Raw genomic sequence first — 23,838 nt, forward strand, 5'->3', positions numbered from 1 at the left:
GGCCTATTCCGCCGCATCCAGAAAGATCGCGTTGCTGCGCCCGCCACCAAAGGCACGGCGAAGCTTTTCCGGTGTGAAGGTTTGCTCCAAAGGCCCCGCATCCAGAACAGTGCCATCCACCAGAACCGCATGATCGCAGAACTGCGGCACGGTGTTCAGGTGGTGCGTCGCAACGAGGATCACGGCACCTTCGTCACGCAAAGCGCGCAGCAGGTCCATGATCTGCTCTTCGGTCTGGACGTCAACACCGGCAAAGGGTTCGTCCAGCAGAATAACCTGCGCCTCTTGTGCCAGCGCACGGGCCAAGAAGACCCGCTTTTTCTGACCCCCAGACAGCTCACCAATCTGGCGGTTCTGATAGTCCTGCATGCCGACACGGCTTAGCACGGCCTCGACCGCCAGTTTGTCAGCCGCCTTCGGACGACGCAGAAATCCCATCCGGCCATAGCGGCCCATCATGACCACATCCTTGACCAGCACGGGGAAAGACCAATCAACCTCTTCCGACTGGGGAACATAGGCAACCATTTGTTGATCCAGCGCCTGTTCGGCGGGTTTGCCCAGAAACTCGACCGTGCCTGATGTAACTTTCACAAAGCCCATCAGCGCCTTGAACAACGTGGACTTCCCCGCGCCGTTCACACCCAAAAGCGCGGTGATCGATTTTTCTGGCAGTTCGAAACTCGCATCACGCAGCGCAACATGGCCGTTGGGGTACGTGACCCCGATCCCGTTTGCGCGCAGGCCGGTCATGATTGTAAGCCTTCCAAGATCGTCTCGGATGTGACCCGCAGCAAATCCAGATAGGTCGGCACGGGGCCGTCAGCCTCGGATAGGGAGTCCACAAAAAGCACCCCGCCATAGGCCGCGCCGGTTTCACGGGCGATCTGTTTGGCCGGACGATCCGAGACTGTGGATTCCGAGAAAACGGCAGGCACGCCATTCGCGCGGACCGCGTCGATGACATCCTTGATCTGCTTCGGCGTGCCCTGCTGATCCGCATTGATCGGCCAGAGGTACAGTTCCTTCAGGTCAAAATCCCGCGCCAGATAGGAAAACGCGCCCTCGGACGTTGCCAGCCAGCGCTGGTTTTCGGGCAGCGCACGCACCGCATCCCGCAACGGGCCAATCGTGTCGGCAATCTGGGTTTTGTAGACCTCGGCGTTGGCGGCATAGGCCTCGGCATTCGCTGGGTCGACCTCAGACAGCGCATCGCGGATGTTGTCCACATAAATCAGCGCGGAATCCAGCGCCATCCATGCATGCGGGTTCGGCTTGCCTTCATAGGACCCGCTGCTGATCGGCATCGGATCAACGCCGTCAGACAGAACAGCCGCAGGCACATTCCGCAGATTGCGGAAAAACTGTTCGAACCACAGTTCAAGGTTCATCCCGTTCCACAGGATCAAATCGGCATCTTGTGCCGCCAGAATATCGCGCGGGGTCGGCTGGTAGCCGTGGATTTCCGAACCCGGCTTGGTGATCGACACCACATCGGCCAGATCACCCGCCACGTTCTGCGCCATGTCTGCGATAATGGTGAAGGTGGTCGCCACCTTGATACGGCCGGATGCAAAGGCCCCTGCCCCCGTTCCGGCGAAAGCCGCGAAACCGGTGGTGCCAGCAATAAAGCCACGTCTTGTGAACATGAAATGCTCCCATCTTGTCCCTTTATGCATTTGCAACTGATTTGCAACTTGTCAAGCTTGTTGCGAACGATTTGCAAGAAGGCTTGATGATTTTTCCGCCCCGTGCCAAAGAATAGGGCATGACCAAAGCAGATGACCTGACCCAAGCCCTGCGCGACGCAGGTGTGCGCATCACCCGCCAGCGGGCGGCTTTGCTGACCGTGATCGCGGGCGCAGATGACCATCCAGACGCCGTGGAACTGCACCGCCGCGCGTCCAAGGATATGCCAAGTCTGTCGCTGTCCACCGTCTACCGCACTCTGACCGCGCTTGAGGATCAGGGCGTCATCCAGCGCCATCAGTTCGACGGCACCCCTTCCCGCTTTGAGAAAGCCGAAGATGACCACCACGATCACATGATCGACGTGGACACCGGCGAAGTGATCGAATTCTGCTCGGACCGCATCGAACAGTTGCAAACCGAACTGGCCGCCGAAATCGGCTATGAAATCGTCCACCACCGGATGGAGCTCTACGTCCGGAAAAAGGACGGCTGACTTTTTCCGCCGATAGGTGCGCGGGCTCTTTTCCCCGATTTGTCCTAAGGCTAGAACGAACCTCCAACACTTTCGGAGGCCTCCTTGGACACCAACGCACGTATCGCCCAGCTGATCGCCACTGACATTTCGGCACAACCCCGTCAGGTGGATGCCGCCGTCAAACTGCTGGACGAAGGATCGACCGTTCCTTTCATCGCCCGCTACCGGAAAGAGGCCACAGGTGGCTTGGACGATTCCCAACTGCGCACGCTGGCTGATCGGCTGTCTTACCTGCGTGAACTGGAAGCCCGCCGCGCGACCATCCTTGAATCCGTCAAATCCCAGGACAAGCTGACCGACGAACTGGCGCGGTCGATCGTGAACGCGACAACCAAGTCCGAGTTGGAAGACATCTACCTGCCCTATCGCCCCAAACGGCGCACCAAGGCGACCATCGCCAAGGAAAACGGGCTGGAACCACTGGCCGACGGCATCCTGAATGATCGCAGCGTCGACCCCGAGGCCTTGGCCGCAACCTTTATCACCGAAAACGTGCCCGACGTAAAAACGGCCCTGAACGGCGCGCGCGACATCATCGCCGAACGCCTGTCCGAGGACGCCACCCTGCTGGGCCGCCTGCGCGATTTCATGCGGGCAGAGGCATGGCTGACATCCTCTGTCGTCGCAGGGAAAGAGGCTGAGGGTGCGAAATTCCAGGACTATTTTGACAAGCGGGAAAAATGGGCTGACGTTCCCTCTCACCGTGCATTGGCAATGCTTCGTGCTGCCAATGAGGGTATCGTAACGCTCGATATCGCGCCCGATCCCGAAACCGGCGCACCCCGCGCGGCGGGTATTGTGGCGCAGGCACTGAACGTCGGTCAGGGTGGCAAAGGCGACGACTGGCTGCGCACCATGGCGGGCTGGACGTGGCGCATCAAACTGTCACTGACCATGATGGTCGATCTGATGGGCGAAATGCGCGCCCGCGCCCATGAAGAGGCCATTCAGGTCTTTGCCCGCAACCTGAAGGATCTGCTACTGGCCGCCCCCGCTGGTGCAAAATCCGTGCTGGGCCTCGACCCCGGTATCCGGACAGGTGTGAAGGCCGCGGTGGTGGATGCGACGGGCAAGGTGCTGGCGACAGACACGCTCTATCCCTTCCAGCCCAAGAACGATGTGAACGGCGCGATTGCAGCCATCCACCGCCACATCGCCCAGCACAACGTCGCCCTGATTGCCATCGGCAACGGCACAGCCAGCCGCGAAACCGAACGTCTGGTCGCGGACGCCATCAAACTGCTGCCCAAGGGCATCCCCGCCCCCACCAAGGTCGTCGTGTCCGAGGCGGGTGCATCGGTCTATTCGGCCTCGGAGCTTGCCGCCAAGGAATTCCCCGATCTCGACGTGTCGCTGCGTGGCGCCGTGTCCATCGCCCGCCGCCTACAGGATCCGCTGGCCGAACTGGTCAAGATCGAGCCCAAAGCCATCGGCGTGGGCCAGTATCAGCACGACGTGGACCAATCCCGCCTGACCAAAGCGCTGGATGCCGTGGTCGAAGACGCCGTGAACGCGGTTGGCGTTGATCTGAACACGGCCTCGGCCCCGCTTCTGGCGCATGTGTCGGGCCTTGGCCCTGTGTTGGCCGAGGCTGTCGTCGCCCATCGCGACTCCAACGGACCCTTCAAAGATCGCAAATCCCTGCTCAAGGTCGCGCGCCTTGGGCCCAAGGCGTTTGAACAATGTGCGGGCTTCTTGCGTATCCGCGACGGCGAGGAACCTCTGGATGCGTCCTCGGTCCACCCCGAAGCCTATGGCGTCGCGCGCAAGATCGTTGCCGCCTGTGGCCGTGATCTACGCGATGTGATGAAGGACCCTGCCCTTCTGAAACGCCTGAACCCTGCTGATTTCGCCGATGACACCTTCGGTCTGCCCACCGTTCGCGACATCTTTGGCGAATTGGAAAAGCCCGGACGCGACCCTCGCCCGAGCTTCAAGACCGCGCAATTCACCGACGGCGTCGAAACCATCAACGATCTGCGCGAAGGTATGGTTCTGGAAGGCACCGTCACCAACGTCGCCGCCTTCGGGGCCTTCGTTGATATCGGCGTCCATCAGGATGGTCTGGTCCACGTCAGCCAACTGGCCGACCGGTTCGTGAAAGACCCGCATGAGGTGGTCAAAACCGGCGATGTCGTCAAAGTCCGCGTGACCGAGGTCGACGTCCCCCGCAAACGCATCGGCCTGTCCATGCGCAAAGACGGCGGCACCTCCGCGAAAGAGGCCCGCACCGAACGCAGCGCCGGTCCGTCCCATGGCACGGGTCGCCCCCAGCGGCACAACGGCAAATCCGCGCCAAAACCCAAACAGGACAATTCACAGGGCGCACTTGGTGCTGCCCTGCTGGAAGCGATGAAAAAGCGCTAAACGTCCACGTTGGACAGGATATGTTCGGCTGAGAACGCGATATGCGTTTTCAGCGCCTCTTCTGCCTGAACAGCATCGCGATTGCGCAGCGCCCGCACGATTGCCCCGTGCTGATCGTGCGAGGTATTCAGCCGCGCGGGCGTGTCCACCTGACGGGCCACCAGCCCGATCAAACGCCCCCGCACACCGGTGCGCATCACAACCAGGTCTGGGTTTTTGGTGCTGCGGCAGATCATATCGTGAAAGCGCGCGTTCGCACGGTCATAGGCATCGTAATCCTCGGCCTCGACCATCGCCCCCATCTGGCGGTGCAACTCTTCCAATGCCCATACTTCGCCAAGCGTCATCCGCTCGGCCGCAAGCCTGACACAAAGCAGATCAATCTCGCTCAGCGCCTCGAACATCTGCGCAATCCGTTCTCGGGTGATCTCGGCAACCACCAGACCTTTGGAATAACTCCGCTCTGCCAGATTGCGCGCCACGAGCGTGTGCATCACCGACTGGATATCCGCCCGTTCAACTCGATACTTTTCGGACAACCAAACTTCGTCCAAAACAGTGCCAGCGGGAAGTGCACCGCTGACAATATCAGATTCAAGAGCGGCCGAAATTGCCGCTATCTGCGAAACCTGTTCGCTGTGAATAAATGTGCCTGTGGTGTTCATGGATCGACAATAATCACCCACACGCTACAGGCGAATGACAATCAAACTGTCAGTATCTTTTGCCTACTCACATCCAGCTTATCCGCTCAATCCTTGGGCAAACGTCCAATTTTCAAGCAATCGGTGATTTTGAACGAAAACAGGGGGGCGAAAAACTTCCCGTTTCGCCCCCCTGCTTCCGCTTATCGAACCAATCCAACAGGTCACTATATGTTTGCAGGACAGACCTATTGGCAGCGCGTGCCATCGCCGGTTCTTCAGGATTATTTCGTCAAAATCAGTTTGCCCGCGCGGGTGATCCGCAGCGTGTAGACTTGGTCGTTCAAACGGATATGGGCCAGTGTGCCGCCCGAGGTCAGAAGCTCGGCTTCATGCGTGGGGACGATTTGCGCGCCTTCGACGCTAACTTCACGGTTCATCATTGTGTGTGCCCTCAGTCAGGGTTGGCCATTTCGGCAAATTGCAGGAACGCCAAGGGCAACCCCCTGGCACAGCGATCTGATCTGGCTGACCCTGTGCGGGGTGGCTGAGTTATTCCTGATAGAATTAGTAGGGTTTGTCAAGGCGGGAATCCGAGCACCCCCTAAAACAAAAAACGCGAAGGTTTCCCTTCGCGTTTCGATCTTACATCACAGCCCCGACTTGCCATGGCACGGTTTCGTTGTCGCCTAGCCCCAGTTCTTCGCTTTTGCTGGGCTGGCCCGAGGCGACAGCAAGGAAGTGTTCCAACATCTCGCGGCCCTTGTCAGGGATCGATACGCCTTGGCTCAGGATATCGCCGCAGTTGATATCCATGTCCTCGGACATCGACTGATACAGCCGGTCATTGGTGGCCACCTTGATCGTCGGCGCAGGTTTCGATCCGAACGCCGATCCGCGCCCCGTGGTAAACACAATCAACTGCGCCCCACCGGCGATCTGACCCGTCACAGACACAGGATCATATCCGGGCGTGTCCATAAAGATCAGGCCCTTGTTGTCGATCTTCTCGCCATAGTGCAGCACATCCGACAGCGGCGCAGACCCCGCCTTGGCCACAGCGCCCAAGGATTTTTCAAGGATCGTGGTCAACCCGCCCGCCTTGTTGCCGGGGCTCGGGTTGTTGTCCATCGAACCGCCGTTCATCTGCGTATACTCTTCCCACCAGCGTATACGTTCGATCAGCTTGTCGGCAACGCGCCCATTCACAGCACGCCTCAGCAACAGTTGTTCGGCGCCATAGATCTCGGGCGTTTCGGACAGAACGGTCGTGCCGCCCTGCGCCACCAGCAAATCAGATGCGGCCCCCAAAGCGGGGTTCGCAGTGATGCCGGAATAGCCGTCAGAGCCACCACACTGAAGCCCGATCACCAGATCAGAGGCAGGACAGGTCGTACGTTCGGCCTTGGCCACCTCGGGCAGCAGTTCTGCCACCTTGGCAACAATCGCTTCAATCGTGGCGCGCGTGCCGCCTGTGTCCTGAATGGTCAGTCCATGAAACCGTTCGCTCCCCTCGGCCCCGAACAGCGTTTTCATCCGCGCAATCTGCATCACCTCACAGCCGAGGCCCACAAACACCGCCGCGCCCACATTGGGGTGCGTCGCATGCCCCCAAAGGACACGCTGAAGGTTATCCCAACCCGCACCCTCCGACGCCATGCCACAACCCGTTCCATGGGCCAAAGCAAAGATGCCATCCACGTTGGGATAAGGTGCAAGCAGACCACGACGCACAACCTCATCCGCCGCTTTCCGAATGACGGTGGCTGAACAATTCACAGTGGCACAAAGCGCGATATAGTTCCGCGTTCCCACGCGCCCGTCTTCACGGCGGTAACCCTGAAAGGTCATCGGCTTTTGCGGGGCAACAGCCGCCTTGGCAGCCTCCAGATCCGCACCGATCTCATAGCCCCGATCGTGATCCCCGATGGCACAGTTGTGGCTGTGTACATGCTCACCCGCGGAAATGTCTGCCGTGGCATAGCCGATGATCTGCCCGAACTTCCGAATCGCGGAGCCTTTGACCAAACCATGCCGCGCAACCTTATGCCCCTGCGCAACAGGCGTGTCCAAAGGCGCACCCAGTCCCAAAGGATCATCCCCCGCACCGGCCTTGGCCGTCAGAATGGCCACGTCATCTTTCGGGTCCAGAACAATCGGCTCAGCCATGTGTGGCATCCGCATAGGTCAAACCGGCGATCACACCGCGCAATTCCGCCAAACCGCGCAAACGCCCGACCAACGGATAGCCCGGATGGGTATTGCGCCCTTCATCCGTCAACAAGGCATGACCATGGTCCGGGCGGAACGGAATATCCGCATCCCTACGCCCGTCTTTCCGGCGACGCTTCTCTTCCGCCAGCAAAACCGCAACCAGGGCCGGCATATCCGTGTCCCCATCCAGATGCGCTGCTTCCTCGAACGACCCATCCGGTTCCTTCCGGACATTCCTGAGATGGGCAAAGTGAATCCGGTCAGCAAACTCTGCCGCGATGGCAGGCACATCATTGGCCGGATTAGCCCCCAGCGAACCAGCACACAGCGTCAGCCCGTTGGCCACATCATCCACCATGCCCATGATCGCCGCGATATGATCGCGCGATGAAACGATGCGCGGCAATCCCAACAACGGACGCGGCGGATCATCGGGATGGATACACATCCGCATCCTCAACTCGGACGCCGTCGGGATAACCTCTTCCAGAAACCGCTTCAGGTTCGCCTGCAAATCTTCCGTGGTAAACCCCTGCCAAGGCGCAAGCGCCGCTCGCAGGCCCTCAACATCATACCGCGCATAGGCCCCCGGCAAACCGGACATGATCGCCGTCAACAACCGCTGCCGCTCTGCCTCATCCGCACCGTCGGCCCACTTGGCGGCCTGATCCAGTATATCCTGAGTATACTCGTTCTCCGCGCCTTCGCGGCCCAGCATATGAACCTCGAACCCGGCCATCTCGACCTGCGAAAACCGCAGCGACGTACCGCCATCCGGCAAAGCAGCATCCAACCGCGTCCGCGTCCAGTCAAGAAGCGGCATAAAGTTATAGCAAACGGTCGTCACGCCCTGCGACGCAAGGTTCGCAAGCGACTGGCGGTAGTTCTCGAACAGCCCATCCAGATCGCCTTGCCCCAGCTTGATATCCTCATGCACCGGCAGGCTCTCCACCACCGCCCAATGCGCACAAGAGGCTTCAATTATCGCCTTGCGTTCGGCAATCGCCTCAACCGGCCAGACCTCACCATAGGGAATGTCGTGCAAGGCGGTCACAATACCCCGCGCCCCAGTCTGCGCAATCTCGGACAAATCAATCGCGTCCAACGGACCAAACCAGCGCCACGTCTCGATCATGCCACCAACTCCTGCACCATGGCGCGCGCGCCTTTGGCAACCAGCCCCGCATAGGCCCCCGTCACCGCATCCCGAAAACCGTCATGCGCCGCCAACTCGGGCGCGAACACATCCTCAACCGCCAACAGGGCGGCCACCTTCGCAGCGGGCGTTGCCGCACCTTCCGACAACTCGCGCAAGCGCGCCGCCAAAGGATCACGCACATCAATCATTGCCCCGGCCTCATCCACGCCACCCACGTAACGCATCCACCCCGCCACAGCGAGCGCAAGTCCAGGCACGGTCCGACCCGCCGCCAAAGCATCACTTACCGTTCCCAAAATCCGCTGGGGCAGCTTCTGCGATCCGTCCATAGCAATCTGCCACGTCCGGTGACGAATGGCCGGATTGCGATACCGCTCTAACAAAGCCGCCGCATATGCCGCCAAATCCTCGCCTTCGGGCTGGGGCACTGTGGGTATGATTTCATCTGTCCATAAATACTCACACAGCACAGCGAATGCCGCATCGGACACCGTGTCGGAAATCGTCTCATACCCCGCCAAGTAGCCCAGATAGGCCAGCGTCGAATGGGTGCCGTTCAGACAGCGCAGCTTCATGGTTTCATGGGCGTCCACGTCCCGCACGAACTGCGCGCCGCCCAAATGCCAATCAGGCCGCGCGCCGCCGACGAAGTCATCCTCGATGACCCATTGGCGGAAGGGTTCATGCTGAACACAGGCCGGATCATAATAGCCCTGCGCCTCTTCCAGCGCGGCGATATCGGCCTCGGTCGTCGCGGGCGTGATCCGGTCCACCATGGTGGCCGGAAACCGCCCCTCGGACGCGATCCAGTCGCGGAGACCGGCGTCCACTTGCCCCGCAAACTCCAACACCATGCCGCGCGCCAGATGGCCGTTCGACGGCAGGTTATCGCAGCTTAACACCGTGAAGGGTGCAACACCTGCTGCGCGACGCCGCGCCAAGGCACCCACGATAAACCCGAGCGCCGATTGCGGCGCATCCAGATGCGCCAGATCATGCACGATGTCGGCATGATCCAACCGCAGCCGCCCCGTAGACGGCTCATGGCAGTACCCCTTTTCGGTGATGGTCAACGACACGATCTTCACCGCCGGATCAGCCATCACATCCAAAACCGCAGAAGGGTTTTCCGGTGCGACAAGCACCTTGTTGATCGAACCGATCAAGGTATGCGTAACGCCCTCGGCCCCCAAGGACACGGATGTATAAACACCCCCCTGCGGTTCAAGCTGGTCACGCGCCGTGGGGCTGCGTAGGCTTACAGCCGTAATGCCCCAATCGCCGCCCGCGGCCTCCATGGCCTCTTGCGTATAGATCGCATTGAATGCGCGAAAGAACGCGCCGGGGCCAAGGTGGACGATGCCGGTTTTCGGCGCGTCGCCTTGGCGGTTCAGTCTCGGGTTAGCGGGCAAGCCAGCCTCCATCCACATTCAGAACCGCACCTGTCACGTATTTCGCAGCAGGCGTGCACAGGAAGGTCACAGCACCGGCGATATCCTCTGCATCGCCCCAGCGACCCGCCGGAATACGATCCAAAATCGCCTGATTGCGCGCCGCGTCGTTACGCAGCGCTTCGGTGTTGTTGGTCGCGATATAGCCAGGTGCCACGGCATTCACGTTGATGCCCTTCGCGGCCCATTCATTGGCGAAAATCTTGGTCAGACCAGCCACACCATGTTTCGACGCGGTATAGGCAGGCACGCGGATGCCGCCCTGAAAGCTCAGGAGCGAGGCGATATTCACAATCCGTCCCTCGGCCCCACGTGCAATCGCCGCCTTGGCAAAAGCCTGACACAGCAGGAACACGGCCTTCAGGTTCACATCCATCACGTCGTCCCAGTCGGCCTCGGAATAATCGACCGAGTCCTCGCGCCGGATGATGCCGGCGTTGTTCACCAGAATGTCCAGATCACCGGCCTTGGCCAGCTCGCCCGCGCCTTTGACCGGATCGGACAGGTCGAGCGTCAGCGCTTCGGCACTGCCACCTGCGGCGGTGATCTGCGCGACCGTGTCATCACAGGACGACCGGCCAGCGGCGATCACATGGGCACCGGCGGCGGCCAGACCAATGGCAATCGCCTGACCGATCCCTGTGTTCGCCCCCGTCACCAGCGCGCGCTTGCCTTCGATGCTGAAGGGGTTGGTCATCGCAGGTCCTCCATCGCGACCATGTCCATGTCGGTAAAGTCGACGTTGTCACCGGCCATCGCCCAGCAGAACGTGTAAGAGCCTGTGCCCGCGCCCGAGTGGATGGACCACGGCGGGGAAATCACGGCTTCTTCGTTCGCGACGACGATATGACGCGTCTCGCTCGGCTGGCCCATGAAGTGGAACACGCGCTGGTCTGTCGTCATGTCAAAATACAGATAGGCCTCCATCCGGCGGTCATGCAGGTGGGCGGGCATCGTGTTCCAGACAGAGCCTTCTTTGAACTGGGTGTAGCCCATCAACAGCTGACAGCTTTCGCAGACATCGGGGTGCAGCAGCTGGATAATGACCCGCTCGTTGGCTGTCGCGATCGAACCCAGTTCAACCCGCTTGGCTTCGGCCAGTGTGATCAGCTTGGTCGGGCATGTGCGGTGCGCTGGGGCGGACAGGATGTAGTAACGGCCTGCCCCGCTAAAGGTGATCGCACCTGCGCCCATGCCGATGTACAGAACTTCGCCGTTGGCAATTTCATAGGTTTCGCCACCAACATACACCGTGCCGGTGTCGCCGATATTCAGAATGCCCATTTCGCGGCGTTCCAGAATGGTGGCGGTGCCCGTTTCAGGCACGTGATCCAGCGTTAGGTCCTTGCCCGCAGGCACGGCCGAGCCAAGGATCAGACGATCGTAATGGGAATACACCAGCTTGATCGCGCCCTCGGCGAACAGGCCGCCCACGTGGAAATGATCGCGCAGACCTTGGGTATCCAGTGTCTTGGAGGTTGCGGGATCAATGGCGTAGCGGGTTTCAGCGGTGGTCATGGAAATGGCTCCTATTCAAAGAAAATCGTCGCGGCGGGGGGTAAAGGTGTCGATCAGCTCGCCCGGCTCAAGGCAGGTGCAGCCGTGTTCAGCACCCGACGGGATGACAAAGCTGTCGCCGGGTTTGACGTCAAAGCTGTTGCCAGCCACGGAAAAGCGGAACTTGCCGGTCTTCACATAGGTCGACTGGACATGCGGATGGCTGTGCAGCGCGCCCTTTGCACCCTCTTCGAATGCGAAGGACACAACCATCAGTTCAGGACTGTCGGACAACACCTGACGGGTCACGCCCTGATCAGGGTGAACAACCGGAAACGTGCGGATCATCGAAAACTCCAATCAGCGGAATAGAGAGGGCAGCCAGAGCGACAGCGCAGGCACATAGGTGACCAGCAGCAGCACGCCAAAGGCCGCAAAGTAGAAAGGCCAGATCGTGCGCATGGCCTGCCCGATCCCGATCTTGCCCACGGCACAGCCAACGAACAGCACGGCACCCACGGGCGGTGTGCACAGGCCGATGCCAAGGTTCAGGATCAGGATGATGCCGAACTGCACCGGATCGACGCCAAAGGCGGTGGCGACCGGCAGGAAGATCGGCGTGGTGATCACGATCAGCGGGCTCATGTCCATGAAGGTGCCCAGAACCAGCAGGCTGATGTTGATCAGCAGCAGGATCACGATCGGGTTGTCCGACACGCCCTTCAGGAAGGTCACCATTTCGGAAGGCACCTTAAGGAAGGCCAGAAGCCAGCCGAAGGCCGCCGCCATGCCGATGACCAGAAGAACCATCGCCGTTGTGCGCACGGCGGCAAAGGTCGCTTCGCAGAACTCGGTCCAGTTCAGGCTGCGATAGGCGAATACCGTCACAAGGAAGGCATAGACCACGGCAATACAGGAGCTTTCAGATGCGGTGAAAATGCCCGAACGCACGCCACCGAAGATGATTGCCACAAGGATCAGACCCGGCACAGCCGAGGCCAGCAGAACACCCATCATCCGCATTCCGGGGAATGGCTCGGTCGGATAGCCGCGCTTCCGCGCCACAAGCCACGCCGCGACCATCAGCGCGACTGCCAACAAAAGGCCGGGAACGATGCCAGCGGTGAACAGATCGGCGATGGACAGACGCCCACCTGCCGAAATCGAGTAGATGATCAGGTTGTGCGACGGCGGCAGCATCAGCGCGATGATCGACGACACGACCGTTACGTTCACCGCATAGTCGGTGTCATAGCCCTTCTTCTCCATCTGCGGGATCATCAGGCCCCCGATGGCCGACGCATCCGCCGCGGCAGAGCCCGAGATGCCACCAAACAGCACAGACGCCGTGATGTTCACTTGGCCCAGACCACCGCGTAAGTGGCCCACAAGCCCCCCCGCCAAGGCGACCAGCCGTCGGGCGATATCGCCCCTGACCATCAGTTCGCCCGCGTAGATAAAGAAGGGGATCGCCATAAGCGCAAAGACGGACACGCCCGAATTCAGGCGCTGAAACACCACCACCGGCGGCAGGCCCATGTACAGAACTGTCGCAAAGCTGGACACACCCAGACAGAAGGCGACCGGCGTACCGATCAGCAAAAGAAAGGTGAAGGTTCCGAAAAGAATCCAGAGTTCCATAGGTCAGTCGTCCAGTTCTTCGCCAAAGCGGGCGGTCGGCAATCCGGCGGCGCGGCGCGCCAGCCGTTCCAGTGAAAACAGCACCACAAGGACGCCGCCCACCACGATGGGAAGGAAATCATAAGCGCCGGAAATACCCAGCGACGGGATCTTGTTGCCGGCGGTTTTCATGGCCAGCAGCGTGCCGTACCACACCATGCCAAAGCCGAAGGCCGTCACCACAATGTCCGAGATCGAATACAGGATCAGCTTCAGCCGGTCCGGTGCAAAGTGCAAAAACACCTCGAACGACAGGTGATAGCCTTCGCGGATTCCCACGGCGGCCCCCAGCAGAATGAACCAGCCCATCACCATGACGGATGCGGGTTCGGTCCAGATGATGCTGTCGTTCAGAACATACCGCCACCAGACCTGCGCCGCGATCATGACGGTCATGGCAACAAGCCCCGCCCCCGCGATCCACAGCCCGATACGGGCAAGTTTCCCTGTGATGATCGCAATCGTTTCCACGGCGCGTCTTTCTGTTAGGAGGGGCGCGCGCGGTAAGAGGACACCGCGCGCACCGATCAGGGTCAGATTACTCTGTCGCCTGAATACGTGTGACGAGGTCTTTCAGCTTGTCGGATGTGACGTGCTTTTCATAGACCGGCTTCATCGCTTCGATGAACGGGGTTTTGTCGATGTCGGTGATCACCTCGACACCCGCGTCACGGACCTTTTGCTCGGACACTTTTTCACGCTCGGCCCACAGGGCGCGCATGACCGGAACGGCGTCTTTTGCCGCCTGACGGACAATCGCCTGATCGTCGGCGCTCAGCTTGTCAAAGCTGGCTTTGGACATGACCAGAACTTCGGGAACGATCAGGTGCTGGTCCAGTGTGTAGTAGCCAGCAACTTCGAAGTGACCCGAGGATTCATAGGACGGCCAGTTGTTTTCCGCGCCATCGATAACGCCGGTCTGGATCGAGGAGTATACCTCGCCGTAAGGCATCGGTGTCGCGTTCGCGCCAAGAGCACCAACCATGTCGACAAAGATATCCGACTGCATCACGCGAAACTTCATGCCCGCCAGATCTTCCATCGATGTGATGGGTTTCTGCGAGTTGTAGAAGCTGCGCGAACCGCCGTCGAAGTACGCCAGACCGACCAGATCATGCTGCTCAAACGCCGCAAGAATTTCGTCGCCAATCGGGCCGTCCATGACATTGTGCATGTGCTCGACCGAACGGAAGACGTAAGGAAGCGATACGACCTGTGTTTCTTCGATGATGTTGTTGAACGGGCCCATCGAGACGCGGTTCATGTCGATCACGCCGAACTGCGTCTGTTCGATGGTGTCTTTTTCCTGACCCAGCTGCGCCGAGTGGAACACTTCGATGCACAGACGGCCATTGGTGCGCTCTTCCAGCATCTTGCCCATTTCCTGAACGGCAACCACGGTGGGGTAGCCTTCGGGGTGCGTGTCGGACGACCGCAGGGTGACTTCGCAGGCGCTGGCCGCTGTGGCCATCGCGGATGTGGCAAGCAGCGCTGCCATCAGGTGACGTTTCATTGATAATCCTCCCTTGGATTTTTGGCCTGTCACAGCCGGTATGCCTCTTTGGCGAGGCGATAGGTCAGGTCCTGTGCCACCTCGAACGCCTCGTCCTCTCTCAGGCGTCCAGTCGCGACCAGAGTCGCGAGGTAGGCACAGTCCGACCGCCGCGCGACGTCGTGGCGCGCGGGGATCGAACAGAAAGCACGGGTGTCGTCGTTGAACCCGGCTGTATTGTAGAAACCGCAGGTTTCGGTCGTGGCTTCGCGGAATTTCCGGATGCCTTCGTAGCTGTCAAAGAACCACCACGGCGGGCCCAGACGCAGGGCCGGATAGGCCCCTGCCATCGGCGCCAGTTCGCGGCCATAGGTGGTTTCATCCAGCGTAAACAGGATGACCGTCAGGTCACGTTCCATCCCCACCGCATCCAGCAGCGGGCGCAGCGCGCCGACGTAATCGGTGCGGCCCGGAATATCGAAGCCCTTGTCGCGGCCATGGGCGGCAAAGACCGGTGCCGAATGGTTCCGTCGTGCGCCCGGATGGATTTGCAGGGTCAGCCCGTCTTCAAGGCTCATCCGCGCCATTTCTGTCAGCATGTGACCACGGAAGGCGTCCGCCTCGTCCGCAGTGCAGGTGCCTTTCAACGCCTTCTGGAACAGCGCATTGGCATCCGCCGCAGACAGGTCTTCGGTCCGCGCGGTAGCATGCCCGTGATCCGATGCGGTTGCGCCGAATTCCTTGAAATAGGCGCGGCGTGCGCGATGGGCATTCAGATAGCCATCCCACGTTGCGGTATCTTCACCAGTGATCGCACCCAGTTCGGCGACATTGTCCGCGAACCCTTCGAATTCCGGATCAACCACAGCATCGGGGCGGTAGGTGGTGATCACCCTGCCCTGCCAACCGCTTTCGCGGATTTGGCGGTGCCATTTCAGATCGTCCAGCGCGCCTTCGGTCGTGGCCAGCGCCTCGATCTTGAAGCGGTCAAACAACGCGCGCGGGCGGAAATCATCCTGCGCGAGCTTCGCGTCGATATGATCGTAATACATATCCGCCGTTTCGGCAGAAAGCGGTACATCCAGACCGAACACATGTTCAAACGAATGGTTCAACCACATCGCCGAAGGCGTGCCGCGCAGCAGGTAGTAATGCTCGGCAAAGCGTTTCCAGATCAGGCGCGGATCGGTTTCGGTCGGGCCGCCGTCAACGCGGGGCACACCCAGATCGGTCAGGGGCACACCCTGCGACACCAGCATGCGGAAGACGTAGTGATCGGGGATTACGAACAACTCGGCGGGGTTCGGGAAACGTTTGTTTTCCGCAAACCACTGCGGATCGCAGTGACCGTGGGGCGAAATAATCGGCAGGTCTGCCACGCTTTCATACAGCGCGCGCGTCAAACCACGCAGGCCTGTTTCGACCGGAAATAGGCGATCCGGATCAACCAAAGCCATAATGTCCCCCCACTTTGCGACTCGTCATTTTTCCAAACTAATATGCTAGTTGATTAGTTGTGTCAAAAAAGATTTCGTCTATACTGTCCAAAGCTTGGAAAAACGGGACGACGCCTTGCCTATGAATGACCTTTCCATTGCGCCCCTGTCGGCGATCCAGACTGTCACCACGACAGATCAGGTTTTTGAATCGCTCTACCACGCGCTCATCACGTTCAAGCTGGCCCCCGGAACCAAGGTTTCCGAAATCGAGATTGCCAAGGCGCTTGGCGTTTCGCGCCAGCCCGTGCGCGACGCGTTCTTTCGCCTGTCGCAAGTGGGCTTCCTGCTGATCCGCCCGCAACGCGCGACACTGATCACCAAGATTTCCTCACAGGCAGTGCTTCAGGCCAGCTTTATCCGGACCGCGCTGGAAACCGCCTGCTTCCTTGATGCGGTCAACACCATGACCGAGGATGACTTCGACGAAATCCGCAGTCTGCTCGCACAACAGAAAACCGCCATCGCCGCAGATGAACGATCCAAGTTCCACGAACTGGATGACCGCATGCACCAGCGCATCTGTGAAATGTCCGGTCACGGCTATGCCTGGGCGCTGATCCAGGAACAAAAGGCCCATATGGACCGCGTGCGGTTTCTGTCCCTGTCGTTCGGCCAGCAAACCGCCTTTGACCAGCACCTGTCGATCACCGACGCGCTGTTCGCCCGCGACGCGGATGCGGTTCAAAAACACCTCGAGGAACATCTGGGCCGGATCAAATACATCCTGCCCCAGATCCGCGAAGAACATCCCCAATATTTCGAAGATAGCGACACATGACGCAGACAGTTCTCGCCATTGGCGAATGTATGGTCGAAATGGCCCCGACAGGCGACGGCCATTACGCGATGGGCTTTGCCGGCGATACGTTCAACACCGCGTGGTACCTGCGCAAACTGGCGGGCGATGACCTGACCGTGTCCTATTTCAGCGCCGTGGGCGATGACGCGGCCTCGGCCCAGATGACCGCCTTTATGCAAGACGCGGGCGTGACGCCCGAACTACGGGTAATCCCCGGCGCGTCGGTCGGCCTGTATATGATTTCCCTGAAGGACGGAGAGCGTAGTTTTTCCTACTGGCGCAGCGCCTCTGCCGCGCGGCAGATGGCAGACGGGCTGAGCGAACTGCCGAACCTGAAAGCAGGCGATGTGGCGTTTTTCTCGGGCATCACCTTGGCGATTTTGCCGGTTGAGGGGCGCGAAACGTTGCTGTCTGTTCTGGCAAAAGCCCGTGCGAAAGGCGTGCGCATCGTGTTCGACCCGAACCTGCGCCCGCGCCTCTGGGCTTCGGATCAAGAGATGTGTGATTGGATCATGCGCGGCGCGGCAGTGGCGGACATCGCCCTGCCCTCGTTCGAGGATGAAGCCACCTATTTCAACGATGCCGACAAGGCCGCGACAGCCAAACGTTATGCCGACGCGGGCGTTACCCTGTCGATCGTGAAGGACGGCGCAGATGCCGTTCTTATCGACGCCGCAGGCCAGCCACAGGAAACCGTTACGCCCCTCAAAGTGACCCAAGTGGTCGACACTACGGCGGCGGGCGATTCCTTTAACGCGGGCTTCCTAAGCGGTTTGATGTCGGGTCAGTCCAACGCCGATGCGGTGCGCGCGGGCTGTGCCCTAGCCGCGCAGGTCGTGGGCAAACGTGGTGCATTGGTCGATCTGGACTAAAGCGCGCTATTCCTCGACCGAGAACTTGGCGCAATCGCTGCCGAAGGGCATCGAGATATCGCTGCCCGTAACCCCGCGCAGCAATTCGCCCAGTTCGACCTTGGATTTGGCCAAGCGGACCTTGGCGCTCATGATGTTGGTGAAATCGAATTCGTAGTCGGAATCCGGTAGGCCGGTTTCAAGGAAGGCCTCATTGCAAACCGGCTCTAACAAAGCGGCGGCAGGGTCCGACGCATAGAGGTCGTAACAGACCTTCATGGTCATATGCTCGGCCTCTTGCGTGCGGGCCAGTTTGAAGTTGTCATACTCTGCCTCAAGGCTTTTGACCGACTCTTGCGCAGCCGAGATTTCGCATTCCAGCCGCGCCCGTTCGTTCTGATAATCGATTTGGTTCGAGGCCTTTTTGTTCATCGCCTTGTCGATATAGTCCTGCTCCATATCCGCCTCCATGCCAGTCAGGAAACGGCTTTTGGTGGTGAAATATGTCCACTCGCCCCCTTTGGCGGCTTCAAGACAGGATTTCGCGTCAGCGATGACTTGGGTTGCGAACAAGGCGCGCCATTCGATGATCTGATCAGCAAGGGTTTCGGCGCGTTCCATGTCATCGGAACGAACGGCTTCCAGACAGGCCGCGACCGTTTCCTTGTGGGTGTCCGCCTGCGCGCCCGGACCCACGGCATAGGTCACACCGGACAAAACCGCCAAAGGCGCAAATCGGATAATGCCATTCATCAAAATATCCCCGCAGGCTTAATGCGTAAATTCGCGTAGGGCCGCAGAGCAATAATGAAACAGCAACAGCATCACCTGAGCGGCCATGCTGTTTAACGAAACAGGGCGGGGTTTGTTCCCCGCCCTGAGTGTTTTAGATCACCGCTTCGAACAGCGCTGTGACGTTTTCGGTGGTCAGTTCCACCGGATTGCCACCGCAGGACGGATCGGACAGCGCCATGGGCACCAGCACATCCATCTTATCCCCCGTCACGCCCATCTCGGACAGTTTGCGCGGGATGTTAAAGCTGTCGTTGAACGTCTGAACAAAGGCGCGGAAGCCGTCATATCCGCCATCAATGCCCAGATATCCCGCCGCGCGATCAAACCGGTCGCGGATCATGGGTTCGTTCAGGTCTAGAACCGCAGGCATACAGACCGCGTTGGTGGTGCCGTGGTGCGTGTTGAACACCGCGCCAATCGGGTGGGACAGCGCGTGGATCGCCCCCAGACCTTTCTGGAACGCCGTCGCCCCCATCGCCGCCGCCGACATCATCTGTGCGCGGGCCTCGACATCCGTGCCGTCCTGATAGGCGCGGGGCAGGTAGTCGATGACCAACCGCATACCTTCCAGCGCGATGCCTTGGCTCATGGGATGGTAGAAGGGTGACGAAAAAGCCTCGACACAGTGGGCAAAGGCATCAAGGCCCGTGCCTGCCGTGATCATGGGCGGCATGCCGACGGTCAGTTCGGGGTCACAGATCACCACCGATGGCAAAACCTTGGGGTGGAAGATGATCTTTTTCTCATGCGTGGCCGAATTGGTGATGACACTGGCGCGCCCCACCTCAGACCCTGTACCAGCGGTGGTCGGCACAGCCACGATCGGCGCGATGGCGTCGGCATCCGCACGGGTCCACCAATCGCCGATATCCTCAAAGTCCCAAACAGGGCGCGTTTGACCAGCCATAAAGGCGACCATTTTGCCAAGGTCGAGACCCGAGCCACCACCAAAAGCGATCACACCGTCATGGCCGCCTTCTTTATAAGCGGCCACACCAGCGGCCAGATTGATCTCGGACGGGTTCGGATCGACGTCCGAGAAAATGCCACGGCCAAGGCCTGCGGCCTCCATGATGTCCAGCGTCGCGGCTGTGATCGGCAGCGGCGCAAGGCCCTTGTCCGTCACCAGAAGCGGGCGCTTGATGCCAGCGGCTTCGCACGCGCCGGGCAGTTCGGCGATGCGCCCTGCCCCGAATTTCACTGCGGTCGGATAGGACCAGTTTCCAACAAGGCTCATTTCGTCACCTTCTTAAGATGGTAGGATTTCGGACGGGTCAGGTTCTGATAGCCGATCACCGACAATCCCCCGCCACGTCCTGTGTTTTTGCACCCCGTCCAGCACAGACCGGGGTCAAGGTAATCGGCGCGGTTCATGAACACCGTGCCGGTTTCGATCTGGTCGCCCACTCGCTGCGCACGGTCCACATCCGCCGTCCAAAGGCTGGCGGTCAGACCGAATTCGCTGTCGTTCATCAGGGCAACCGCCTCTTCGTCGCTTTTGACGGACATGATGCCGACCACGGGGCCAAAGCTTTCGTCGCGCATCACGCGCATGTCGTGGGTGACATTGGTCAGGATTTGCGGCGTCAGATAAGCGCCGCCGTCATCCTCTGGGAAGGTATCGATATGGGTCTTTGCACCCATCTCGACCGCCTCGGCGATTTGCGCACGCACCTCTTTGGCAAAGCGGATGTTGGCCATCGGGCCGATGGTAGTTTCCGCATCCAACGGGTTGCCAAGCTTGTAGCCATTGACCACGGCAACGGCCTTTTCAACAAAGGCGTCAAAAAGGCTTTCGTGCACGTAAATCCGTTCGATCCCGCAGCAGCACTGACCCGAGTTGAACATCGCGCCGTCGATCAGCGTATCAACGGCCGCATCCAGATCGGCGTCTTCCATGACATAGCCCGGATCCTTGCCCCCCAGTTCGGTGCCCACGCCGGTAAACGTGCCCGCCGCTGCGCGTTCCATCGCCTGACCACCGCCGACGGAGCCTGTGAAGTTCACAAAGTCGAAGGCCTTTTCCGAAATCAGGGCCGAGGTCGTGTCGTGATCAAGGAACACGTTCTGGAACACGTCCTCAGGCACGCCCGCATCGTGGAACGCCTTGGCCATGCGTTCGCCCACCAACAGGGTCTGCGCCGCATGCTTCAGCACAACGGTGTTCCCCGCGATCAGCGCAGGCGCGACCGTGTTGATCGCGGTCATGTAGGGGTAGTTCCAAGGCGCCACGACAAAGACGACGCCGTGGGGAATGCGTTTGATATAGCGTTTGAAAGTGGCGTCTTCGCCGACCTGAATATCAGCCAGCGCCTCGGCTGCGATGTCCGCCATGTAAGACGCGCGTTCGTTGAAACCGCCGAATTCGCCGCCGTAGCGCACGGGACGCCCCATCATATGGGCCAGTTCCGGCACGATTTCGTCGTTCATCGCACCCACAGCGGCCACGCCTGCCATAACCAGATCGATGCGTTCCTGAAGCGGGCGCCCGGCCCAAGCCGGTTGCGCCGCGCGGGACGCACTTACCACATCGCGCGCGGCCTCAAGCGTCAGAGTTGGACGTTCTGCATAAACCGATCCGTCGATCGGCGAGATACAAGTGACGGTCATGCGACCTCTCCATAGTGATTTCGGTTCGATGGAACCGACGTGTTTGTAAAACTCAGGCCCGTTCGAAATTCCGGCGGATTTCGTAGTCGGTGACGATGCGGTCATAGTCTTCGATCTCGACCTCGGCAGCGCGGGCGTAATGGGTGATTACGTCTTCGCCAAAGGCCTCTTTCAGCATGTCGGAAGCGATCAGCGCTTCGCGCGCATCCCGCAGGGTCGAAGGGATTTCACCGGCGTCCGCGACTTCATAGGCGTCGCCTTTCAGCGCGTCCGACAGGCTCAACTTTTCCTCGATCCCCTTCAGGCCCGCCGCCAACATTGCCGCCTGCGCCAGATAGGGGTTCATATCCGCGCCCGGGATACGGCATTCAACGCGCACGCCTTTGGTGCCATCGCCACACAGACGGAAGGCGGCGGTGCGGTTATCGACCGACCAGACAGTGCGCGTGGGCGCAAAGGTGCCTTTGGCAAAGCGCTTGTAGCTGTTGATGTAGGGCGCCATGAAGTAGGTGTAATCGCTGGCATAGGCGATCAGACCCGCCATGTAGTGATCCATCAGTTCGGACTTCGCCAAGGGGCGGTCGGCGTCATAAAACGCGTTCGTTCCGTCCTTCCAAAGCGACTGATGCACATGGGCAGCACTGCCAACGCGATCATGATGCCACTTGGACATGAAGGTCGCCGCAGCACCGTTCTGATGGGCAATTTCCTTGACCGCGTGCTTGGCAATCGTGTGGTGATCGGCGCAGGCCAAGGCCTCGGCGTATTTGATGTTCAGCTCTTCCTGACCGGCCTCGGCCTCGCCCTTGGACCCTTCCACCGGCACACCCATCGCGCGCAGGTGGTTCCGGATCGGGCGCATGATGTGCTCTTCCTTGGACGTCTGGAAGATGTGGTAGTCTTCGTTGTAGCGCGAGATCGTCTTCATCTCGCGGAAGCCTTCCGCACCGATCTGGTCATGCGTGCCTTGGAACAGGAAGAACTCAAGCTCCGTCGCCATAACCGGCGTCAGACCCATCGCAGTCGCCCGCGCGATCTGGTTCTTCAGCATCTGGCGCGGCGCGTGCGGCACGGGTTTATGAGTGTGGTGATCAATAATATCGCACAGAACCATCGCGGTGCCTTCCAGCCACGGCGTGGGCCGGATCGTGCTCAGATCAGGCTTCATGACATAGTCGCCATAGCCCTGTTCCCAACTGGTCGATTTGTACCCTTCAGGCGTCGACATCACCAGATCGGTCGCCAGCAGGTAATTACAGCAATGGGTTTCATCCTCGGCTATGTCCAGAAACGCCTCGGCGTGGAAACGTTTGCCCATCAGACGTCCCTGCATATCGATCATACAGGTCAGAACGGTGTCGATGGCACCGCTTGCGATCTGGGTCTTAAGCTCTTCAAATGTCATGTCAGCCTCGGAATTGATGCGCGGGACAGACAGCCCGACAGGGCCCGCCCATCCCGCTAATGTTAGGATCAGCCGTAGCGATACGGACGACCGGCCTTTGTCATGTCGGCATTGTACTTCTTGAAGATCTCGACGACTTTGGCCTTTGTCTCGGATTCAGCCGCGATCTCGTCCCAGAACTTGACGGCCGCTTCTTCAACTGTGGCCCATTCTTCATCGGGAATCGAGGTCAGTTGCATCTTGTCGCCGTTGACGCGCAGCGATGCTTCGCCACCCCAATACCACCACTGACGATAGTAGTGCGACTGGTCACAGCAGACGCGGAACAATGTCTGCAGGTCTTCCGGCAGTTCGTTCCAGCGGTCCATGTTGGCAAAGAACGATCCTGCCCACGCGCCCGAGATGTTGTTGGTCAGGAAGTAGTTGGTCACATCCGCCCAGCCGACTGTGTAGTCTTCGGTGATGCCGGACCACGCGATGCCGTCCAGTTCGCCTGTCTGAACCGCGACCTCGATGTCTTCCCAAGGCAGCGTGACCGGCACGACGCCGAACTGTGACAGGAAGCGGCCCGCTGTCGGGAAGGTAAAGACGCGCTTCCCTTTCAGGTCTTCCAGCGAACGGATCGGGTCTTTGGTGGCAAAGTGGCACGGGTCCCAGGAACCGGCCGAGATATGTTTGACGCCAACCTTGGAATATTCCTCATCCCAGATTTCGTTCAGGCCGTACTGGTTGAACAGCACCGGCACATCCAGCGAATAGCGCGACCCGAACGGGAAGTAGCCGCCGAACACGGTGACTTCTGTCGGCGACGCCATGGAGTCATCATCAGACTGAACCGCATCAATCGTGCCACGCTGCATTGCGCGGAACAATTCGCCCGTGGGCACCAGCTGATCGGCATAGAACAGTTCGATCTGCATGCGGTCGCCTGCGATCTTGTTAAACATCTCGATCGCGGGGTCGATCACGTGAGCGGCCAGTGCGGGGCCCGCGTATGTCTGCATGCGCCATTTGATGGTGCTTTGTGCCAGCGCCGGTGTGGCCAAGGCCGCCGGAGCTGTGGCCGCGCCGGCCAGAAACTTACGTCTTGAAGTCATGTCTTCTCTCCTACTGTTGGGTGGACGGGCCGGTTTTCCCAGCCTCTTGGT

Annotated in this window: 23 protein-coding genes; 4 read left to right on the forward strand and 19 right to left on the reverse strand. The window is 59.9% G+C overall.

Annotated features, from left to right (window positions below):
* Nucleotides 1-3 precede the first annotated feature (3 nt).
* Both C4S59_RS17710 and C4S59_RS17715 read right to left on the reverse strand, forming a co-directional pair.
* Complete coding sequence (locus tag C4S59_RS17710) at nt 4-753, reverse strand: ATP-binding cassette domain-containing protein (RefSeq protein ID WP_103911711.1); 750 nt, start codon at nt 751-753, stop codon at nt 4-6.
* On the reverse strand, nt 750-1,649 hold the full coding sequence (locus tag C4S59_RS17715; protein WP_103911712.1) for a metal ABC transporter substrate-binding protein: 900 nt from the start codon (nt 1,647-1,649) through the stop codon (nt 750-752). Before C4S59_RS17715 ends, C4S59_RS17710 begins: the two co-directional genes overlap by 4 nt.
* 119 nt (nt 1,650-1,768) lie before the next feature.
* On the opposite strand from C4S59_RS17715, the gene C4S59_RS17720 reads away from it, so the two are divergent.
* Entirely contained in the window at nt 1,769-2,185 is a 417-nt protein-coding gene (locus tag C4S59_RS17720) for a Fur family transcriptional regulator (protein ID WP_103911713.1), read from the forward strand.
* Nucleotides 2,186-2,269: 84 nt separating this feature from the next.
* Nucleotides 2,270-4,594, forward strand: a complete 2,325-nt coding sequence (locus tag C4S59_RS17725; protein WP_103911714.1) for a Tex family protein — start codon at nt 2,270-2,272, stop codon at nt 4,592-4,594.
* Here C4S59_RS17725 and C4S59_RS17730 read toward each other — a convergent pair.
* From C4S59_RS17730 to uxaC, 12 genes are all read right to left on the reverse strand, one after another.
* Nucleotides 4,591-5,259 (reverse strand): GntR family transcriptional regulator, encoded by a 669-nt coding sequence (locus C4S59_RS17730; RefSeq protein WP_146064560.1) that lies wholly within the window; start codon nt 5,257-5,259, stop codon nt 4,591-4,593. The two genes, C4S59_RS17725 and C4S59_RS17730, sit on opposite strands and share 4 nt — an antisense overlap.
* A 263-nt stretch (nt 5,260-5,522) precedes the next feature.
* Nucleotides 5,523-5,678 (reverse strand): hemin uptake protein HemP, encoded by a 156-nt coding sequence (gene hemP / locus C4S59_RS17735; protein WP_407703080.1) that lies wholly within the window; start codon nt 5,676-5,678, stop codon nt 5,523-5,525.
* A 205-nt stretch (nt 5,679-5,883) separates the two neighbouring features.
* On the reverse strand, nt 5,884-7,407 hold the full coding sequence (locus C4S59_RS17740) for a UxaA family hydrolase (RefSeq protein WP_103911717.1): 1,524 nt from the start codon (nt 7,405-7,407) through the stop codon (nt 5,884-5,886).
* A complete protein-coding gene (gene uxuA, locus C4S59_RS17745) occupies nt 7,400-8,587 on the reverse strand; it encodes a mannonate dehydratase (protein WP_103911718.1) in 1,188 nt (395 codons plus the stop codon). Before uxuA ends, C4S59_RS17740 begins: the two co-directional genes overlap by 8 nt.
* The gene (locus C4S59_RS17750) at nt 8,584-10,035 is read right to left on the reverse strand and encodes a mannitol dehydrogenase family protein (RefSeq protein WP_103911719.1); all 1,452 of its coding nucleotides are present in this window, start codon (nt 10,033-10,035) and stop codon (nt 8,584-8,586) included. The genes uxuA and C4S59_RS17750 overlap by 4 nt, the downstream gene beginning before the upstream one ends.
* A complete protein-coding gene (gene kduD, locus C4S59_RS17755) occupies nt 10,013-10,759 on the reverse strand; it encodes a 2-dehydro-3-deoxy-D-gluconate 5-dehydrogenase KduD (protein ID WP_103911720.1) in 747 nt (248 codons plus the stop codon). The genes C4S59_RS17750 and kduD overlap by 23 nt, the downstream gene beginning before the upstream one ends.
* Nucleotides 10,756-11,580 (reverse strand): 5-dehydro-4-deoxy-D-glucuronate isomerase, encoded by an 825-nt coding sequence (kduI, locus tag C4S59_RS17760; RefSeq protein ID WP_103911721.1) that lies wholly within the window; start codon nt 11,578-11,580, stop codon nt 10,756-10,758. The genes kduD and kduI overlap by 4 nt, the downstream gene beginning before the upstream one ends.
* A 15-nt stretch (nt 11,581-11,595) precedes the next feature.
* Nucleotides 11,596-11,907, reverse strand: coding sequence for a cupin domain-containing protein (locus tag C4S59_RS17765; protein ID WP_103911722.1), 312 nt, complete (start codon nt 11,905-11,907; stop codon nt 11,596-11,598).
* A 12-nt stretch (nt 11,908-11,919) separates the two neighbouring features.
* On the reverse strand, nt 11,920-13,200 hold the full coding sequence (locus C4S59_RS17770; RefSeq protein ID WP_103911723.1) for a TRAP transporter large permease: 1,281 nt from the start codon (nt 13,198-13,200) through the stop codon (nt 11,920-11,922).
* A gap of 3 nt (nt 13,201-13,203) precedes the next feature.
* The gene (locus C4S59_RS17775; protein ID WP_234994823.1) at nt 13,204-13,710 is read right to left on the reverse strand and encodes a TRAP transporter small permease; all 507 of its coding nucleotides are present in this window, start codon (nt 13,708-13,710) and stop codon (nt 13,204-13,206) included.
* A 67-nt stretch (nt 13,711-13,777) separates the two neighbouring features.
* A complete protein-coding gene (locus C4S59_RS17780) occupies nt 13,778-14,752 on the reverse strand; it encodes a TRAP transporter substrate-binding protein (RefSeq protein ID WP_103911724.1) in 975 nt (324 codons plus the stop codon).
* Between the two features lie 29 nt (nt 14,753-14,781).
* The gene (gene uxaC / locus C4S59_RS17785; protein ID WP_103911725.1) at nt 14,782-16,188 is read right to left on the reverse strand and encodes a glucuronate isomerase; all 1,407 of its coding nucleotides are present in this window, start codon (nt 16,186-16,188) and stop codon (nt 14,782-14,784) included.
* A gap of 121 nt (nt 16,189-16,309) precedes the next feature.
* On the opposite strand from uxaC, the gene C4S59_RS17790 reads away from it, so the two are divergent.
* Together C4S59_RS17790 and C4S59_RS17795 are read left to right on the forward strand one after the other, a co-directional pair.
* Nucleotides 16,310-17,008 (forward strand): GntR family transcriptional regulator, encoded by a 699-nt coding sequence (locus tag C4S59_RS17790; RefSeq protein WP_103911785.1) that lies wholly within the window; start codon nt 16,310-16,312, stop codon nt 17,006-17,008.
* Nucleotides 17,005-17,901: a sugar kinase gene (locus C4S59_RS17795; protein ID WP_103911726.1), complete on the forward strand. Its 897-nt coding sequence runs from the start codon at nt 17,005-17,007 to the stop codon at nt 17,899-17,901. The genes C4S59_RS17790 and C4S59_RS17795 overlap by 4 nt, the downstream gene beginning before the upstream one ends.
* A gap of 6 nt (nt 17,902-17,907) precedes the next feature.
* Here C4S59_RS17795 and C4S59_RS17800 read toward each other — a convergent pair whose 3' ends face one another.
* The 5 genes from C4S59_RS17800 to C4S59_RS17820 form a co-directional block, all read right to left on the reverse strand.
* On the reverse strand, nt 17,908-18,633 hold the full coding sequence (locus C4S59_RS17800) for a hypothetical protein (RefSeq protein ID WP_103911727.1): 726 nt from the start codon (nt 18,631-18,633) through the stop codon (nt 17,908-17,910).
* 133 nt (nt 18,634-18,766) lie between these two features.
* On the reverse strand, nt 18,767-19,912 hold the full coding sequence (locus tag C4S59_RS17805) for an iron-containing alcohol dehydrogenase (RefSeq protein WP_103911728.1): 1,146 nt from the start codon (nt 19,910-19,912) through the stop codon (nt 18,767-18,769).
* On the reverse strand, nt 19,909-21,285 hold the full coding sequence (locus C4S59_RS17810) for an aldehyde dehydrogenase family protein (protein ID WP_103911729.1): 1,377 nt from the start codon (nt 21,283-21,285) through the stop codon (nt 19,909-19,911). The genes C4S59_RS17805 and C4S59_RS17810 overlap by 4 nt, the downstream gene beginning before the upstream one ends.
* A 52-nt stretch (nt 21,286-21,337) precedes the next feature.
* Nucleotides 21,338-22,690, reverse strand: a complete 1,353-nt coding sequence (locus C4S59_RS17815; RefSeq protein WP_103911730.1) for a glutamine synthetase family protein — start codon at nt 22,688-22,690, stop codon at nt 21,338-21,340.
* Nucleotides 22,691-22,758: 68 nt separating this feature from the next.
* Entirely contained in the window at nt 22,759-23,787 is a 1,029-nt protein-coding gene (locus tag C4S59_RS17820) for a TRAP transporter substrate-binding protein (RefSeq protein WP_103911731.1), read from the reverse strand.
* Nucleotides 23,788-23,838 lie beyond the last annotated feature (51 nt).

The organism is Thalassococcus halodurans (assembly GCF_900108225.1).
GTDB classification, from domain to species: Bacteria; Pseudomonadota; Alphaproteobacteria; order Rhodobacterales; family Rhodobacteraceae; genus Thalassococcus; species Thalassococcus halodurans.

What these genes read in the sequence shown, in the direction of transcription:
- C4S59_RS17765 (WP_103911722.1), bottom strand. Translation starts at nt 11,907, where the DNA reads ATGATCCGCACGTTTCCGGTTGTTCACCCTGATCAGGGCGTGACCCGT.
- kduD (WP_103911720.1), bottom strand. Translation starts at nt 10,759, where the DNA reads ATGACCAACCCCTTCAGCATCGAAGGCAAGCGCGCGCTGGTGACGGGG.
- hemP (WP_407703080.1), bottom strand. Translation starts at nt 5,678, where the DNA reads ATGAACCGTGAAGTTAGCGTCGAAGGCGCGCAAATCGTCCCCACGCAT.
- kduI (WP_103911721.1), bottom strand. Translation starts at nt 11,580, where the DNA reads ATGACCACCGCTGAAACCCGCTACGCCATTGATCCCGCAACCTCCAAG.
- C4S59_RS17780 (WP_103911724.1), bottom strand. Translation starts at nt 14,752, where the DNA reads ATGAAACGTCACCTGATGGCAGCGCTGCTTGCCACATCCGCGATGGCC.
- C4S59_RS17770 (WP_103911723.1), bottom strand. Translation starts at nt 13,200, where the DNA reads ATGGAACTCTGGATTCTTTTCGGAACCTTCACCTTTCTTTTGCTGATC.
- C4S59_RS17805 (WP_103911728.1), bottom strand. Translation starts at nt 19,912, where the DNA reads ATGAGCCTTGTTGGAAACTGGTCCTATCCGACCGCAGTGAAATTCGGG.
- C4S59_RS17710 (WP_103911711.1), bottom strand. Translation starts at nt 753, where the DNA reads ATGACCGGCCTGCGCGCAAACGGGATCGGGGTCACGTACCCCAACGGC.
- C4S59_RS17720 (WP_103911713.1), top strand. Translation starts at nt 1,769, where the DNA reads ATGACCAAAGCAGATGACCTGACCCAAGCCCTGCGCGACGCAGGTGTG.
- uxaC (WP_103911725.1), bottom strand. Translation starts at nt 16,188, where the DNA reads ATGGCTTTGGTTGATCCGGATCGCCTATTTCCGGTCGAAACAGGCCTG.
- C4S59_RS17750 (WP_103911719.1), bottom strand. Translation starts at nt 10,035, where the DNA reads ATGGAGGCTGGCTTGCCCGCTAACCCGAGACTGAACCGCCAAGGCGAC.
- C4S59_RS17730 (WP_146064560.1), bottom strand. Translation starts at nt 5,259, where the DNA reads ATGAACACCACAGGCACATTTATTCACAGCGAACAGGTTTCGCAGATA.
- uxuA (WP_103911718.1), bottom strand. Translation starts at nt 8,587, where the DNA reads ATGATCGAGACGTGGCGCTGGTTTGGTCCGTTGGACGCGATTGATTTG.
- C4S59_RS17715 (WP_103911712.1), bottom strand. Translation starts at nt 1,649, where the DNA reads ATGTTCACAAGACGTGGCTTTATTGCTGGCACCACCGGTTTCGCGGCT.
- C4S59_RS17740 (WP_103911717.1), bottom strand. Translation starts at nt 7,407, where the DNA reads ATGGCTGAGCCGATTGTTCTGGACCCGAAAGATGACGTGGCCATTCTG.
- C4S59_RS17810 (WP_103911729.1), bottom strand. Translation starts at nt 21,285, where the DNA reads ATGACCGTCACTTGTATCTCGCCGATCGACGGATCGGTTTATGCAGAA.
- C4S59_RS17790 (WP_103911785.1), top strand. Translation starts at nt 16,310, where the DNA reads ATGAATGACCTTTCCATTGCGCCCCTGTCGGCGATCCAGACTGTCACC.
- C4S59_RS17820 (WP_103911731.1), bottom strand. Translation starts at nt 23,787, where the DNA reads ATGACTTCAAGACGTAAGTTTCTGGCCGGCGCGGCCACAGCTCCGGCG.
- C4S59_RS17815 (WP_103911730.1), bottom strand. Translation starts at nt 22,690, where the DNA reads ATGACATTTGAAGAGCTTAAGACCCAGATCGCAAGCGGTGCCATCGAC.
- C4S59_RS17795 (WP_103911726.1), top strand. Translation starts at nt 17,005, where the DNA reads ATGACGCAGACAGTTCTCGCCATTGGCGAATGTATGGTCGAAATGGCC.
- C4S59_RS17800 (WP_103911727.1), bottom strand. Translation starts at nt 18,633, where the DNA reads ATGAATGGCATTATCCGATTTGCGCCTTTGGCGGTTTTGTCCGGTGTG.